The sequence below is a fragment of the Vibrio sp. 10N.239.311.G01 genome (genome assembly GCF_041465805.1).
Taxonomy (GTDB): domain Bacteria; phylum Pseudomonadota; class Gammaproteobacteria; order Enterobacterales; family Vibrionaceae; genus Vibrio; species Vibrio crassostreae_C.
Genome location: NZ_JBFSRM010000002.1, coordinates 292,062 through 309,007, shown reverse-complemented (window position 1 = coordinate 309,007; position 16,946 = coordinate 292,062). Strand labels below are relative to the sequence as shown.

At 44.7% G+C, this 16,946-nt stretch carries 12 protein-coding genes and 1 pseudogene; 5 read left to right on the top strand and 8 right to left on the bottom strand.

The features are described 5' to 3' along the window. Positions 1–92 precede the first annotated feature (92 nt). Complete coding sequence (locus AB6D06_RS02790; RefSeq protein ID WP_136974557.1) at positions 93–1,067, bottom strand: ParB/RepB/Spo0J family partition protein; 975 nt, start codon at positions 1,065–1,067, stop codon at positions 93–95. A 5-nt stretch (positions 1,068–1,072) separates the two neighbouring features. Then, on the bottom strand, positions 1,073–2,290 hold the full coding sequence (locus tag AB6D06_RS02785; RefSeq protein ID WP_017061213.1) for a ParA family protein: 1,218 nt from the start codon (positions 2,288–2,290) through the stop codon (positions 1,073–1,075). A gap of 1,260 nt (positions 2,291–3,550) precedes the next feature. Between AB6D06_RS02785 and AB6D06_RS02780 the strand changes: the two genes are divergently transcribed. Further along, positions 3,551–5,530, top strand: coding sequence for a replication initiator protein RctB domain-containing protein (locus tag AB6D06_RS02780; protein WP_017061215.1), 1,980 nt, complete (start codon positions 3,551–3,553; stop codon positions 5,528–5,530). A 362-nt stretch (positions 5,531–5,892) separates the two neighbouring features. Here AB6D06_RS02780 and AB6D06_RS02775 read toward each other — a convergent pair whose 3' ends face one another. Both AB6D06_RS02775 and AB6D06_RS02770 read right to left on the bottom strand, forming a co-directional pair. After that, complete coding sequence (locus tag AB6D06_RS02775) at positions 5,893–6,411, bottom strand: transcriptional regulator (RefSeq protein WP_372109915.1); 519 nt, start codon at positions 6,409–6,411, stop codon at positions 5,893–5,895. Further along, positions 6,408–7,295, bottom strand: a pseudogene (locus AB6D06_RS02770) (ABC transporter ATP-binding protein). The gene AB6D06_RS02775 and the pseudogene AB6D06_RS02770 overlap by 4 nt, the downstream one beginning before the upstream one ends. 185 nt (positions 7,296–7,480) lie before the next feature. Between AB6D06_RS02770 and AB6D06_RS02765 the strand changes: the two are divergent. Together AB6D06_RS02765 and AB6D06_RS02760 are read left to right on the top strand one after the other, a co-directional pair. Further along, entirely contained in the window at positions 7,481–7,675 is a 195-nt protein-coding gene (locus AB6D06_RS02765; protein WP_017061218.1) for a hypothetical protein, read from the top strand. 264 nt (positions 7,676–7,939) lie between these two features. Next, entirely contained in the window at positions 7,940–8,425 is a 486-nt protein-coding gene (locus AB6D06_RS02760; protein WP_372099547.1) for an NADAR family protein, read from the top strand. A gap of 174 nt (positions 8,426–8,599) precedes the next feature. Here the strand turns inward: AB6D06_RS02760 and AB6D06_RS02755 are convergent, their stop codons facing one another. Next, positions 8,600–9,358: an ABC transporter substrate-binding protein gene (locus AB6D06_RS02755; protein ID WP_065584480.1), complete on the bottom strand. Its 759-nt coding sequence runs from the start codon at positions 9,356–9,358 to the stop codon at positions 8,600–8,602. Positions 9,359–9,446: 88 nt separating this feature from the next. Between AB6D06_RS02755 and AB6D06_RS02750 the strand changes: the two genes are divergently transcribed. Beyond that, on the top strand, positions 9,447–11,879 hold the full coding sequence (locus tag AB6D06_RS02750; RefSeq protein WP_102332334.1) for a response regulator: 2,433 nt from the start codon (positions 9,447–9,449) through the stop codon (positions 11,877–11,879). A gap of 151 nt (positions 11,880–12,030) precedes the next feature. Here AB6D06_RS02750 and AB6D06_RS02745 read toward each other — a convergent pair whose 3' ends face one another. Next, a complete protein-coding gene (locus AB6D06_RS02745) occupies positions 12,031–12,783 on the bottom strand; it encodes an SDR family NAD(P)-dependent oxidoreductase (RefSeq protein WP_372109914.1) in 753 nt (250 codons plus the stop codon). Between the two features lie 12 nt (positions 12,784–12,795). Then, positions 12,796–13,491, bottom strand: coding sequence for a sulfite exporter TauE/SafE family protein (locus AB6D06_RS02740; RefSeq protein WP_017061223.1), 696 nt, complete (start codon positions 13,489–13,491; stop codon positions 12,796–12,798). Between the two features lie 362 nt (positions 13,492–13,853). Here AB6D06_RS02740 and AB6D06_RS02735 point away from each other — a divergent pair, with 362 nt between their 5' ends. Continuing rightward, positions 13,854–15,170 carry an aspartate aminotransferase family protein gene (locus AB6D06_RS02735; RefSeq protein ID WP_017066353.1) on the top strand — a complete coding sequence of 439 codons (1,317 nt, stop codon included), beginning with the start codon at positions 13,854–13,856 and terminating at the stop codon, positions 15,168–15,170. Between the two features lie 167 nt (positions 15,171–15,337). Here the strand turns inward: AB6D06_RS02735 and AB6D06_RS02730 are convergent, their stop codons facing one another. Beyond that, positions 15,338–16,852, bottom strand: coding sequence for a PLP-dependent aminotransferase family protein (locus AB6D06_RS02730; protein ID WP_102393382.1), 1,515 nt, complete (start codon positions 16,850–16,852; stop codon positions 15,338–15,340). Positions 16,853–16,946 lie beyond the last annotated feature (94 nt).

The following is a 16,946-nucleotide window of genomic DNA, read 5'->3' as shown; positions in this document are numbered from 1 at the left end:
ACTCAGGCCTTGAAAGCCGCTTAACAGAAATGTCCAACTTTACGGGGTCACTTCATAAAGCGGCTTTAGAGGAGTAATGAAAAGTCGTCGACTTAGTCGAGCTTCGATTGTACGAAGGCGAGGATTTCTTCCATTGTTGCGTCATCAACTTTCTTAAGGTTCAACGCCAAGTTTGAACCCTTGCGGCTGTATGATACGCGGCCCTTAATAAGCTCAACTTTTGGAGAAGCTTTCTTCGCTGGCGCTGGCGCCAATTCAAGAATCCAACCTTCCAATGTTTCGGTCACGTCTTTGGTTAGACGAGTTACGCCTTGAGCTTCGCTACGCTGCCATACAAAACCTTCAGAAGCATCACACTTAGTCAGCAGTGTTTGCTGCTGTTCACTCGTCAATCCACCAAACTGCTTGTGCAGTTTAACAATAGTTGGACGACCAAGGTCGCTCACATTTGGGTAAGCTTGTAGCAATTCAAGTGGCAAAGCGGCTGCTTTCAATGCACCACTCACCAAAGCTTCACTGCACTGGAACATTTTTGCCAGTGCTTTCTGGTCTTCAGCTTCGCCTTTGTCCAGCTTCGCTTGCATCTCTTTGCCCTTCTCGTAAAGAGAAAGCGGTTTATGAGCGTTAGCTACGTCTGATAGGAACTTAGCGTGTTCGCCGTTAATGTTTTCAGCAACATAGATTAGGAACTCTTTGTCAGCCAAAATACATGACATACGACGACGGCTACCATCAAGAACTTCAATCTTACCGTCTTTGTTCTTACGACCAACTGCTGGGTATTGCTGACCACGTTCTTTCAATGTTGTAAGAACATCAGAAAGCGCATGCTCGTTTAAGAAAGATTGCTCACGAGCATTCTCTTCAAAAACAACCGTTCGAGTTACCACTTCAGCCGCAGGAATTCGAACCAATTCAAATGAAACCAAATCTTCGCCAGCAACAGAAAGCTCAATCACTTGAGCCTGCTCTTTTGCCGCTGTTTGCGCTTCTTGTGGTGTTGCTACGCGACGTTTGTTTGCTTTACCAAATAGCTTTGCATTTAAGTCAGATGTTTTAATTGCCATTGTTGTTATCCCTGATTAAGTGAAGGCCAGTTGCTATGTAATACGCGCTCTAATTCTAGAGCACTTTTTTGTACTGCGTCTTGAGCAACAGCTAGAGTTTTCTTACCGCCCTCAAAGTCGCTTACCGTTAGATCGAAAACCGTGCTGTAAGTGTCAGCACAGGTTTCAAAAGCACGGCTTCTTGGAATGGTTGCCATCATTACTTGATCATTCAACAGGTAGTTCATTTCCGTCAGAACTGACACCTGTTTCTTGTTGTCGTCTTCAAACATGGTTGGCATTAGACGAACAAACTCGAGACCTTTCCAATCATCCGGGAACATTTCGTAAACCGTTGGTAAGTGCTGGAAGAAGTTAACCGTTGAAGCCCAATCCAAACGCTTAGCTGCACATGGAATCAGAAGTGCGTTCGACGCGTACATTGCATTCCATACTAGAGGGTCAACGTGCGGGCCGGTATCAATCATAATCACATCGAAATCATCGGCGATTTTGTCGATAAGCTTCTCTTTTAACAGACGAACAATATCAAGTGACTGATCTTGTGAAAGGCTTTGCCACGCTTCAGCGTTAAACATCGCATCTTCTGGGAAAGCAGAAATTGTCTTCAGGTTTGGATACTGAGTTGGCAATAGTACGTTCTTACGAAGAAACTCTAGATCGACATCTTGGCCTTCAGGCACGTTGTCCAACATGATATCGACGGCAGAATAGATGCTGTCGTGCTCTGCCCCACTAATTTGTGGATTTAGGAACAGACGCAAAGAGCCCTGTGGGTCCAAGTCAATCAGACAGATACGGTAGCGCTTATCCAAATTCAGAGACAAACAAGCGGCTAAGTGAACTGCTGTCATTGATTTACCCGTACCACCCTTCTGGTTTTGTACGTTGATAATCCATGGCTTATTGTCAGCGTGCTGCTTACGTTCATGGAACTTCGGCACTTCTGCCGCGTCCATCAACATGTGAGCTTCTGTCAATGAAATCGAGTAATGATTAGCGTTGTTCTTTGTGAACTGATGGCCATCAGCTTCAAGTTTAGTGATCGCTTCATCGAGCTTACGACGCGTTAAACCAGAACGAGTCTCCATCATAGCTTTAGACATTGGAGGGAAATGTTCATCACTTCGCTCTTCCAAAATAATCTCAATTCGGTCAGCCTGAACTTGTTGAGTTTGTTCGGCTAGCTGATAGAGCTTATCAATCGTTTGTTCTCTTTTCATTGCCAGTTTCCGTAATGATTAACTAAGTACAAATTGTACAGCGATTAACAACAAACACAACAAAAACATGAACATACATTTATGAGTAAAATCACATAAAATAGACCGCGTTTTTACAATTTGATGAAACATCGCCTTAGACAAACACAAAAATGACTGTTTCTATCATGTATAACCATGCTATTTCTAGTCTACATTTTAAATGTTACAGCATCACTTATTTACAATGTAAATGGAATTTCAACGAAAAACCTTCGGAACGATTGAAATACAACCGTAGATTACGGTTGGTGTGATTTGCATTCGAATTTATAGATTTTCAATCCAATAAAAATTAAAAAACACTCAATGACCAAAAAATTCAAAACAGAAGAGAAGATGGGGTGTCAAAAAACAACAGAGGATTGGAACCTAACCGGAAGAATGATCATGGATCACATCCAGTGTAAGATAATTGATAACGCCAAATTATGAAGCATGATCAAGGCGTAAACTGAGCAATATTGATCCGAGCAACTGCACATTGAAAATGATCAACCTCCGGAAAAATGATCAAGTAAACATAGTTCCGGAAGCATGTAATTTATGAACTAAGTTACGGACAAATGCTTTTGGAATGGGGATTCAACGCCTATAAGGGCTCAATGATTGAAAATTCAATCGACACAGACCAAGAATACACAAACATGACAATTTCATGATCATGCTTCCTAGTTAAGACCCACCCGCTCTAAATACATCAAAGCAATCCATTTCCAGCGGATACAGACTAAATTTTGCACTCAATAGGGTAGGAACGATAAAAAAGTATGCTCTCTTGATCATTGTTCCGATAGATTGGCCACCACAAGTGTCCACTTAGACAAGTCAAAAGCGACTTAGAAACCGATGTTGAATTCCGATCTGTGGATAAGCTGTATAAGTATAATGATCATGCTTTCGAACCAATAATGATCATGCTTACAATGACTTAATGATCATCGTTCTGATGTTCTGTGATCATGCTTTCTTAAGTTTAATGATCATAGTTTCGGAACCTTTATGATCATGCTTTCCAAGGCGGTTTATTTTAATGCTTTAAATTCAGCCACTTATAAGCAAAGTTACGTCCAGATCATTAGATCACTTAATCATTTAAGATCATATTAATCAAAAAGATCAGTTATTTAAAAGCCAATAAATTCTCTTTATTTATGATCATTCTTTCTTTATCATTCAGGAACTATAGTGAAATTACGGTTAGTGTGATACGGATCAAAAATGAAACCAGAAGAGAAATTGTTAATTAAAGCACGAAGCCACAAAGATGGTCATTTATTTGAGGTATCTGAAACAGCCGTTGAATGGATAGAACAATATCAACACTTCAAAGGTGTCACCAAAAGCATAGTTGAGCTTCTTAACCTAATTTCACTTCGTGGGTTTAGCAGTAAAGACGGGTACGTTTCCACCACTGAGATTATTGAATCAACCGATGGTCAAGTCACTCGCGCAGCCTTACAGCAAAGGCTGAGAGCTGCAGTTAATATCGGATTGTTCAAACAAATCCCCGTTCGCTTTGAAGAAGGCCTTGCTGGTAAAACCATGTTGCATCGCTTTGTGAACCCAAACCAATTGATATCGGTGCTGGGTGCCACCAGCTTAGTGACAGAAAGCGTGAAGCAAAATGAAAAGCAAAAGCGCTCTAAAGCCCTAGCTCAAACCAAAGTAAACAAGCGCTTACTGAATGAACATGGGTTGAATACCCCACCAACGATGAAAGATGAAGCGGATCAATTCATTGTTTCGCCAACCAATTGGGCGGGGATTATTGATCAAGCGTTAGCGCCACCTAGAACTCGTAAGAGCTACCAGAAATCCATGGTTTCGATCTCTGGCACTCGAGCTGTGATCGAGACAAGATCTTCTAAAAATATCATGACCGTTGACGATCTGATGACGTTATTCGCGTTATTCACGCTCACCGTTCAATATCATGATCACCACCAAGATGATTACCATCTAGACGCGAAACACACGCCGAACAAAACACCACTCTACATCACTGATATTTTGTCTTTACGTGGCAAGAAAGACAGCGGCCCTGCTCGTGATTCGATCCGCGACAGTATTGATCGTATCGAATTCACGGATTTCCAACTGCACGAGCTTACAGGCCGTTGGCTTAGTGAGAACATGCCAGAAGGCTTTAAGAGTGATCGTTTCCGATTCTTAGCTAGAACCATTACAGCATCGGAAGAAGCGCCTACAGAGGGCTCTGACGGCGAAATTCGCATTAAACCGAACCTATACATCCTGGTTTGGGAACCTTCGTTCTACGAAGAGCTGCTGACGCGTGACTATTTCTTCCTATTTCCGCCAGAAATCCTGAAGCAACATACCTTGGTTTTCCAAGTGTATTCGTACTTTAGAAGCCGCATGGCACGTCGCCATTCAGATAGCATGTTGCTCAGTGAGCTCAACCAGAAATTGGCGCGTAACATCGATTGGCGTCGTTTCTCGATGGATCTGATCCGCGAGCTCAGAAAATTGGGTGAAGTCGGGGATCAAGAAGATACCTTCCTGGTTAATCTATGGGGTTATCACTTGACGATCACCGCGTTGATCGAAAAAGGGAAAACGACCGATTATCAGGTAGATATCAAATGTAATGTGGAAGAAGTATTACGTTACTCAAGAGCGCGTACCACTAACGCAGGTAAGCGTAATATGGCACCAACGCTGCCGAACCCACTTCGTAACGAAATGGTGTCTAAGCAGAAACTGGAAGAGCTGTCTGAGATTATCGACGGTGAGTTTGAGCCAATTCAGCGTAAAGCACCGTCGCCAAGAGGCAAATTGGGACGTCGAGTTAAGCAGCGTAAACACTCTGTTGAGATCAACGCTGACGAGATCATGATTACTCTCTCTAAATATACCTCTGCAGAGGCTCTAGAACGCAGCATAACGGCTTTATCTGCTATGACAGGGCACTCACATGCCTCAATCAAAGAAGAGTGCTCAGAGCTCATTGAGAAGCTTGATTGGTTGAGAGTAGGGGAGGACGTTATCCCATACGAAACACTGAGTCGCTTGATTGAGCTATATAACGACCGAGATAGCACCAGCAATCGACATCTGTCCATTGAACGTTTGATCTCTGGTTTAGCGGTGCGTCGTAAAGTGTGTAAACAAGTTCATGAAGGTCATTTAGACGAAAACGTGTTCCTTGCGCTCGATGAAATGGCGATTGGCCACTAGTCATTATCCTATCGCGATAAGCCTGTTTTACCGTCGCTGAATGGATAGTTTTGAACACATTAGGTGCTGATTAAAATCGCACCTAACGCTGACAAAGTGATGACAAAGTAGCGCATCTAGTTGATTATTATTTATCCCGAATAGACAACCTTTGTCCTTTCTTGTGATTAATAGATTGGCTCATATTTTGTTACATCATACTGAATAGATTTTTGCGAGTTCCCAAGGGACTCGCTTTTTTTTGCCTAAAATTCAATAGCTTACATAGTTAAACGCCGAAGCATGATCAAGGCTCGGTCATGCTTTCTACGGATCTAGCTCTGGTGAGATTCTGATTTGATGCTTGATCGAGAAGGGCTTGATCAGTGGAGATGGCGTTGAATAATGCCTTGATCATCGTTTCGGAGATGGGTTGCCATAAAGCGTACATGCGACTCGATCAATTTTTCAGACTCTGCTTTCCAACGTGGTTCTTGCTGTTGGTTCGTAAACTCCAAAGCCAATACACACAAGTGTTGTAGCCGCTGTGTACACCACTCTTGCAATCCTGCTTCTGATTTTGGGTCACATGACACCGCTTGCAGCTTACTGTAGGCAAACATTAGGTATTGGTAGGCTTTATCTTGATGGCTTGAGCTGCTGGCCTCCTGCGAAGCCAACTCCGGATTCGATGAATCCGCGAGGTGGCGATAGAAAGTAAAGATTCTCAGGCATCCGTCTAGCCAACATGCGATGCCTTTGCTCTGCTCATCCGTGATCAATGGCCCCCAGAGCGCATCTGGAGGCGTTAAGATCAAAGGTTCTAACCGGTCCACTTGATCATGCTTTCGGTCTTTGTACCAATCTCCGATCCGCTCTAACCAAGTGTCTAGTTCATTCATGCAACGTTATCCCACTGTTTTACAAAGTGATTATCAGAAACTTGTTTGATTTCATGCTGTATTTCACTGCTCTGCTCTCGAATACGATCAGCGTCTATTGAATAGTTTGGCTCATTTTTGACGAGTTCGCCAAATGGCAGATCGGGATCTGGTACCGCAGAGATCAACAACTTAGTGTACGGGTGTTGTGGATTGGTCAAGATCGACTGGGTTGATCCCCACTCGACGATCTGCCCTTTGTACATCACCGCCGTCTCTTCAGCGATGTAATGTGCCGTGGCAAGGTCGTGGGTTATGTACAAAAAGCCTATGCCTAACTCTTTCTTCATTTTTTGCATCAAGTTCAACACGCCAAGTCGAATCGAAACGTCCAACATCGAGGTGGGTTCGTCAGCAAGAATAACCTCAGCGCCAACGGCCAGTGCTCTGGCTAGGTTAACCCTCTGTCTTTGGCCCCCACTGAGCTCGTGCGGGTATTTGGCTAGCGTTTCGATGGGTAACTCCACCAGCGTTAATAACTCTTTGAGGCGCTCTGTGAGAGCCTGTTTAGTGGCTACCTGTTTATGGATCTTAAGTGGGCGCGTTAAATGGTGATCAATAGTGTGAGTGGGATTGAGTGAACCAAAGGGGTCTTGAAAAACCATTTGCACACGGCTGCGATAATCCAAGATATTTTTACGGCTTTTCAGAGTAGAGATGTCTCTGCCTTTGAACAGTATCTCTCCCTCTGTCGCAGGGTAAACCTTGGTCATCAATCGTGCGCAGGTGCTTTTCCCGCAGCCAGATTCTCCGGCTAAGCCGAAAATCTCTCCTTAGCCTATGTGAAAGCTAACGGATTTGATTGCATTGAAAGAGGGGAAAATGAGAGTTGGATCAAACCACATTTCTTATGGGGAATCTTTTAAATATAATTGCAGAAAATGGCTTTGGCAAAGTTTAAATGAGGCATTTATTAATTAGCTTTGTGAAGCGTTGGAATCATCACACTTCAGTACAGAATTTCTTAACAAGCGAAAAAGCATTTGCTACAGATTACCTGTCCATTACATGGTGCTTTTCGGAGGAAAACATGTCCATTAATTCTATCAACCATGATGAAATGACAAATATTGCAAACAAGTGGGATGCTGAAGAAGAAGTATCTTTCAAACCAGAAAAGAAAATGAAGTCTGCTGAAGCTCGTCGTCGTATCGAGACTCTAAGAGAAATTAGAGAAAGCGGTTTGAGTCTGGAAGAAGCGAGGGAGCTAGGTCTTATTCACTAATAATCCCCATTGCATTTAGAAGGGTGGCACAACGCCACCCTTTGATTTATAAGTGTTTTTTCATGTTTCCTATCCAGATTTAATCAACTCCTTGATTCTTTGGCTCACTGTTCCGTTTAGCCTATCCCTTGTGATATTACGCTTTTCAGATGAAAAACACGCACATGGCATACTCTTGAACTAAGTTGTTTGACAGCAATATTCAACGCCACTAATTTTAAAGTTAACGCAAAAATATGCGATGTCGTTGGTAAGGAGAAAGCTATGTCTAATTCTGTGGCTCACGCGAAAGAGGTGCTGTTTTATGAACCTGAAGATCCAAACGGATACCTTTCAAACTTTGCAGCTTGTCCTATCGAGGTTGGTGACCAAATTTGGGCTACCAGCGAACATTATTACCAAGCGATGAAGTTCTCCTCTCAAGCGTTACGCAATATCATTCTCGAAGCCAGAACGCCCGCAGAAGCCTTTTCCTTAAGTCGTGATTATGAAGACCAAGTACGTGAGGATTGGTACGATATTCGTGTTGAAGTGATGGAGTTCATCGTGGCCGAGAAGTTCAGACAGAATCCGCAGTTTGCTTTGTTTCTTACTAATACGGGTGATTCAGTGATTAAAGAACATTCTCACAAAGATAGTTTTTGGGGGGATGGGGGCGATGGAACTGGCGAGAACCGTTTGGGCGAGATATTGATGGCGGTGCGACAACAGCTGCGTACTCAGCAACTGCATTTAATTGCTTCGCACTGATTCGTCGATTCAGATAGCGGCATGCTTATCATTACTCCTTAGACGCATTTAAAAGGCCGCCCTGCTATCTAGTATGAAGCAGGGCGGCCTTTTCGGTTTTAGAGAGTCAGGCATCAACGAGAGTTAACGTACGTGACTAAGCTATCCGTTGATAAGTTCTACGTTACGCTGGTGCTATAAGTAACTCTGTACGATGTCGTCAAGCTGTCCATCGTCTTTCATTTGGTCTAGGCGTTGGTTGATGAAGCTTTGCAGCTTAGGATCCATCTCAGGGTCAAACGCCAAATGGATAGGGTAGTTATTGATGACAGAACCAAACTCATGCATCTGGTAATCATCAATACTCAGTTTTTGCTCGTTTAGGTTGTATTTGATTCGTGATTCCATTTCCACAAACACGGTGTCGCCAGGTGCTCGGTTCAGGACACGAAACGCAGCAGTGTAATCTTTTACTCGAATCTCGTTGAGCTTGCCCTGTTGGATATAAGATTCCAAGTTCGGATACTCAAATCCTTTCAGCAATACCACGGCTTTCCCATCGAGATCATCGATTGTATTGAACTCAAATGGCTTTTTACCGCTGCTGAGTAATACGTGTTTTACATTGTAAATCGGGTCTTCAGATAGGTTCGCAGATTGAATATTCCCCCAACTAGGGCTGCCATAGGTAACCCAGTTTGGATTCTCTCTCGCATCGAGCTTGTCGATCATTCGATTAAAAGGGTAGGTGTGGTAGTTGATCTCATATTGGCTGTCATCAAACACGGCTTCCACAATATCTGAAACAATTCCTCTGTGAGATGACCCGTCAGTTTCGATTTGAAAAGGTTGCGCTTGGCTCGCAATAATGTAGTAGTGAAGAGGTTCGCTTGCAGAAGCATAACTGCTTGAAAACAAACTGACTATGGATGCAACGATAAGATGTTTTTTCATAACCTTCCCTAGTTATTTGATGAATGACTACTATTATACTAGTTGAGTAATTGTAGTTTGCTAGGATAACAATAATGGTAATTTGTGTATGGTGACAAAAGGAAAACGCTACGTTGGACTCTCCCGACAGTTGATCGGGATGATAATAGCGATCAGTACCTTATTCACAGTTATAGTGACAGGTCTCGGGTTGTATGTAGAGTACCAAAGTCGAGTTTCTTTTATCAGCTCTCAGATCGAGCAGGTCAAGGCTGGCTACCTTTCTGGTTTAACGGCAAGTTTGTGGGTTGAAGATCGAGAGCAATTGTTTGTGCAAGCCGAAGGCATCTCTCGCCTCCCTTCGGTCAGTTACCTTCTTATCGAAAGTCCCGATGAAAAAATTCTAGAGTTAGGTCAAAAGACCGAAGGCCAATCTTATTCTCAGTCTTGGGAAATGGTGCACCAGATGGGCGGCACAGACTTCCCGTTGGCGACGCTCACGGTGCAATCAGACTTGAGCATGATCCTAGATGACTTTGAAGAACGAGTGTTATTGTTGCTCGCCTTCGAAGCCGTTAAAATCTTCTTGTTGTCTCTCGTATGTTTAACCATCGTCTATCGTCTTGTCGTAAAACGTTTGATGACTATGTCTTCCCAAATCAACCAACAACAGGTCGAAGACAACAAACCGCGCTTTATAACGCCAACTCACTCTACTTACAAAGATGAGATATCGACTCTAGAGAGTAGCTATAACCGATCGGTAGAACGTATTCGTCAACAATATCAAGAGCTGGAAAAAGCCAAAGACGTTGCTGAGGTGGCCAACCGCAATAAAAGTGAATTTCTTGCCAATATGAGTCACGAAATCCGTACACCAATGAATGGGATTATCGGGTTGTCGTCTTTGCTCTCTGAAATGGATATGCCGAAAGAGCAAAAAGAGTACATCAACATGCTCAACACCTCTTCGCTTACGTTGCTCGACTTAATCAACGACATTCTCGATTACTCGAAGATCGAAGCGGGGCGACTAGAGCTTCAGCAAGAGCCGATGAAAATGATGGGCATTGCGGCCGACGTTGAATCAACCTTTCGAGTGAAAGCTGAACAGAAAGGGCTTCGATTCCAATTAGCGATCGACCCTAAGATCCCAACCATGGTGATTGGCGACGGTATACAACTAAGACAAGTCCTAAATAACTTAGTAGGTAACGCGATTAAATTTACCGAGCATGGCCACGTCACGCTCTCGCTTCGTTTGGAAGAGGTGGTTGAGCCTGAGCAAAAACTCAGAGTGAGGTTCGAGGTTGTCGACAGCGGTATCGGTATTGCAGAAGACAAACAGAAATCGGTGTTCGATAAGTTTCAACAAGCCGACGGCAGTACCACACGTATTTATGGAGGCACAGGGCTTGGTCTAACAATATGCGAGAAGATAGTGACATTGATGGGCAGCAAGCTTGAACTCACCAGTGTTGAAGGTAAAGGCAGTACCTTCTATTTTACGGCTGACTTTGACCCGTGTTTAGAAGCCGATGAAAGCAATATCGATTTCAATAAGGTTTCGGTTCTGCTTGTGGATGATAGCCAGCTGAACATGCGTATAACGTCTACACAGCTTCAATCCTTTGGCGTTAAGTCTGAGTGCTGTGAAACGGCAAACCAAGCGTTAGAGTTGGTTTCAGAGTCTGTGGCTAAGTCATCACCTTATGATCTCGTTCTGATAGACAAAGTAATGCCGTCCGTTGATGGCTTTCAACTGGCGAGAAGCTTAGTTGAACGCTTTGGTAGCGAGTGTCCCAAGTTAGTGATGATCTCTGCTGACCCTAGAAAGCAAGATGAAGCTCGTGCTAAACAAGTCGGTTTTGTTGCCTACATTGCGCGTCCTTACCAAGATAATCAGCTTAAATGGACCATCAGTGAGGTACTCGCGAGAGCGGCTGATACTTCAGTCTTTACCTATCCGAACAGAGGAGAGGTTGCGTTTAAAGACAATGAACCTGTGCCGTTAAGTAAACCTGCAGCGGTTGTTAAAGATGCTCCCATTGTCTCTGTAAACGCCACACCAGCCGATAAACAAGCTCCAATTCAAGCAGAGTCAAAACCTGTCGCAGTTGCCGGAGAATTTAGTGGTACAGTTTTAGTTGTTGAAGACTCGCGAGTAAACCAACAAGTCGCCAAGATGATGCTCAAGAAGCTTGGCTTTGAGGTTGATATTGCCGACAACGGTGAAATTGGTGTCGAGAAATTCAAAGCCAACGAATACGAGATGATTTTTATGGATTGTCAGATGCCGGTTCTCGATGGCTTCGAAGCGACCAAGCAGATCCGAGCGCTCGAAGAAGGGGCTGCAAAGCATATTCCAATCATTGCGCTGACGGCCAACGTCGTGCAGCGAGACAAGCATTTGTGCTTCGATGTAGGCATGGATGAGTTTTTACCTAAACCGGTTAACCAAGGCAAACTGAGAGAGATCGTAGCGAGTTTCTTGTCGAAAGAGACGGAATCAAACAAAGAACATGAGCAGCACATTGTTTAGTTGAGTATCTCTAATCTTACTTTCATTAAAAGAGTAATGAGGCGAATTAGACATAGTCTTTTATGCCGTTGGTTATATTTGAAGTATCGTGTGAAAGAAATGATAAAGGTGGCCTGAAAAGACCACCTTTTTTGTATGTGTCGGTTTGAACTTAATCTCTATCGATTGCGAACGCAGACCATGCTTGACGTGTCGGCATCACTTCGATTCGGTTAATGTTGATGTGATCTGGCAAGGTTGCGATATAAAACATCTGCTCGGCAATATCCTCTGCTGACAACGGTGTAGTGCCTTGGTAAAGGTTGTCTGAAGCCGTCTGGTTACCTTTAGTTCTTACAAGAGTAAATTCCGTTTCTGCAATACCAGGGGAGAGGTCAGTCACTCGTACCCCTGTGCCTTGTAAGTCACAACGTAGGTTGTAACTGAACTGCTTTACGAACGCTTTGCTGGCACCATACACATGGCTTCCTGGGTAAGGCCACTGTCCGGCGATTGACCCAACATTGATGATTGAGCTTCCTGCGCCTTTTTTAATTAACGTAGGCAACAGCGCATGAGTAACATTAACCAAGCCTGTGACATTGGTATCGATCATAGTGTGCCAGTCTTTCAAGTCCACATCAGGCGCGCCTTCTGGTGCCAAAGCTAACCCAGCATTATTGACCAATGCGGTAATCGATGAAAATTCAGCGGGTAATGAATCAATGGCTTGTTTTACGGCGTCTGCGTCTCGAACGTCGAGTTGAATTACATGCACAGGCACCGTTAATTCTTCCTTTAGGTCGAGTAGCCTTTCGATTCGACGACCAGACAGCACTAACGACCAGTTATCTTCTGCGAAACGTTTTGCTGCCGCTTTGCCGAAACCAGAGGTTGCCCCTGTAATGAACGCTATCTTATCCATAAATACATCCTTCTAATTTGAAATTAACATAAGTAGTGCCATGCCGATCAAAATCGGCGCGGTCGTTGTTTTTGCAGACAAGTTCGGTACTGATAGATACAGTTTTTGCCCCAGTACATTGCCAATCAAAGCTGCCGGTAATAGCCATAAACCTGTGATGAACGATTCTTGGTTAAATGCGCCAATCCATATGAAGCCGATCAGTGAAATCGCTGAACTCAGCAGAAAAAACACAATCGCGGTGGCTCTCTGTTCACTGGTTTTAATGGTCAGGTTCATCAAATACGTCACTAATGGCGGACCTCCTGAAGAAGCGGTGGTCATGCTAAACCCCGAAATGGCTCCCGCCCAAAACGCGTGTCGTTGGTGCAACCAAGTGAGGCGTAAGTCCAAAATAATCAGCGTGCCAGCGACCAAAGACATCATCGCGATAAAGGCCTTCAAGCCTGATTCCGATATCGTGCTAATGAAATACAGCGAGAAAGGCACCGCAACCAACATGCCAATACACAGCGGCGCAATAAGCCGGATATTGATGGTGGTTTTACTTCGCTTGAGCAGAGGAAAGGCACTTAAAAAGTCCAACAAGATAGCGATGGTTACCGCTTGCAATGGTGGAACAATAAAGCTGAGGGAAAGCGCTACGATAATCGCAAACCCAAATCCTGAATAGCCTCGAACTACTCCTGCAAACAGAATCAATGTCATCGCTAATCCTAATTCCACTCTTGCTCACCTCTTTGCTTTTGATATTGCTGCTGCGTTAATTAGCGTTCGATGAGACCTGTCTCGTCTGCCTTTCAATCTATTCACACCTAAGAGTTTTGAATAGAGCCAGATCGACGATTGGATTGGGTCAGGCAGTTTGTTGGATCGGGGATGAGACTTGGGCTGATGTACTGGCCCAATGTTTTGTTGAAACTGACACTATGACCTCCGCCCTGTTTGGGATGAAGATTATTCCATCCGATAGCGCAGCCTTTTCAATGTCGTGTTTTGTGTCTTTCATTCTCGAAGACGAGCCAAGCACGAGCGGCTGTGAATCTAGTGTTGTTAATGGAGACGATGAAATGGAAGTATCAACAGAACAGCTTGTGAACCAAGATATTATCGACCTCGACAAGAGCGTATTTCATTCTTGGTCGATTCAAGAAGCAGCGGAGCCTATCGCCATTGCGGGTGGGCAAGGATGCAAAATGTGGGACTACGAAGGTAAAGAATACCTTGATTTTAGTAGCCAACTGGTTAACACCAACATTGGTCATCAGCATCCACAAGTGATCAAAGCGATTAAAGATCAGGCTGATTCATTAGTGACCGTTGCCCCTGCGACCGCCAACCTCACGCGTGGTTTGGCGGCTAAGCGTATCTTGTCGAAAGCGCCAAGCTCGTTTAAGAAGGTGTTCTTTACCAATGCAGGGGCAGATGCCAACGAAAATGCGATTCGCATGGCGCGACAATTCACAGGGCGCGACAAGGTGCTATCTGCTTACCGTTCTTACCATGGCAATACAGGTACTGCTATTGCTGCGACGGGGGATTTTCGTCGAATTCCAAACGAGTATAGCCGTGGGCACGTTCACTTCTTCAATCCATTTCTCTATCGAAGCGAATTCAACGCGGCGACTGAGGCAGAAGAGAGTGAGCGTGCCCTGCAGCATTTAGAGCGAGTGATTGAATGCGAAGGACCAACGGCGATTGCGGCGATTATCCTAGAGACGATTCCGGGAACGGCTGGTTTTCTCATTCCGCCCAAAGATTACCTTATCGGCGTGCGTGAGCTGGCAACCAAACATGGCATTCAGTTGATATTCGATGAAGTCATGGTCGGCTTTGGCCGCACGGGTAAGTGGTTTGCGTTTGAGCACTTTAATGTAGTGCCGGATCTGATTACTTTCGCGAAAGGGGTGAACTCGGGTTATGTGCCGGCTGGTGGCGTGGTGGTCAGCGAACCGATCGTTGAGCACTTTAAGTCAAACTTCTTTATGGGCGGCTTAACGTACTCTGGTCACCCTTTGGCGATGGCTTCTATCGTTGCAACGCTCGATGTGATGGAGCAAGAGGGCATTGTCACACATGCTGATAACGTCGGTAACAGCGTTCTAGGGCCGCTCCTACTGAGCCTTCAAGAGTTGCACCCTATGATTGGTGATGTGCGCGGTAAAGGGATGTTCTGGGCGGTTGAGCTGGTGGAAGATCGTGAAAGTAAAACACCTTTAAGCAATGAAAAAATGGGGCAATTGAAAGCGCAATTGACCAAGCGAGGCCTGTTGACCTTCATTGTGAATAACCGCATTCACGTTGCGCCACCTTTGGTTATTCAGCCAAGCGATATAAAGAAAGGCGTTAAGATCATTGATGAAGTGTTGTTTGAACTCGCTTCTTAAGTCTCCAATAAGATAGCCAGCACAGCAACCAAGGCACTTTGACAAAGAATTCCCCGTTCTTTTCAACGTGCCAAACCTAACCTTCAGAAACGACAAAAGAGCATCGATTGATGCTCTTTTTACGTTCTTTCACTAAATCAGTCTGGTCAAACTGCTATTAAGTGATGCTAGATCTTCATCACCTCTGACAGCTCTTTGATACCGGGTGCGATCAGATCTTTGTCGATGGCGTGAAAGCCCAATCGAAAATAGGAATTGGGGTCATATTCTGACAATGCTTCACAGCCCGATTCCGTTTCGGTATTCGTCATAAAGTGTGAATACCCTGTCTCAATCAAAATCCCTTTTTGTGCGGCTCGTGACGCTAAGCGTTGGCTATTGATGTGACTGGGCGTTTGTAGCCACAGAGAGTTGGCCTGCTCGCTTTGAGCCAGTCGCTTGCAGTCAGGTAGGTACTTCAAGACCGCATCGTTGATCAGCTTCCAGCGCTGGCGTGTGTTTTCCCTAAAGCGCCTCACAAAGCTGTCGTAGTAGCCTTGTTCAATAAAGTGCGCCACTTCCATCTGAACGCGGCTTGGTGCGTGTCGATACATCAAGCGACGCAGTATTCTAAGATCGTAGATTAACTCTTCAGGTGCCACGATGTAGCCTAACCTCAAGCCGGGTGCCAGTAGCTTAGAGAAGCTGCTGACGTAGATGACTCTCCCTTCCTTGTCATTGGCTTTTAGCGCGGGTTTAGGATTCCACTCCACGTTGCACTCGGCGTCATAGTCATCTTCGATAATTACCGCGTCATTGGCTTTGGCCATTTCAAGTAACTGAGTTCGACGCTCATCACTCATGGTGACGCCGGTTGGAGCTTGATGGCTAGGCGTGACATAGAAGTGATCACACAGTGAAGAGTGCTCATTGAATCTCAATCCTTGTTCATCCACTTGATGCGGGTGTAACTGCGCGCCAGAGAGATTGAAGATGTGATTCGCTTCTTTGTAGCCGGGGTTCTCGACTCCGACTCGACTCTGATGGTTCATGAGCAAAGTCGAAATCAAATACAGCGCATTCTGCGAACCTAAGGTTATGAGGATCTCATCACTTTGGGCATGAATACCGCGCTGTGGGAGCACCCTTGTGCGTATCTGTTCGACCAGCATGTCGACGTCTTTATCGACCTTGTCGCAAAGCCAGCGGTGATCATGTGGGTCTGAGGTGACCTTTCTTGTCGCTTCTCGCCATTGAGCTAATGGGAAGTCATTGATAGAGGGTTGGCCAAAAATAAATGGGTATTGGTAACAACTCCAATGCGAGGGTTTGACGATGCGTGGGTATTGGCCCAATTGCAGCTTAACGCGTTTGCTCCAATCCGGTGCATTGTCGCTGTCGGTTGATTCAAAATGATCCAAACTCGCGTCGATTGTGTCACTCGGTTTTTGATACTTTTCTGAAAGGTAATAGCCACTGCGAGGTTTACTGATGAGGTAGCCATCGTCGAGCAAACTGTCGTACACCAAGGAGACAGTATTGCGTGAAACACCCAATTGGCTAGACAGCTTACGACAAGACGGAAGCGCTTGTTCAGCCGGAAAAATACCATTCAATATCGCCGTCACCAAATAGCTACGTACTTGTTCTTGCAGGCTTCTTTTGGAATCAAACTCGATGAAACAATTGTGATTTATCGCCATGAGATACAGTCCTTATTCTCAGTGAACCTCAGTCCAATTTGTATAAAAAAGCAAGAAATGCGCCAGAGTTCATATTGATGTTCTAGGGACAGTT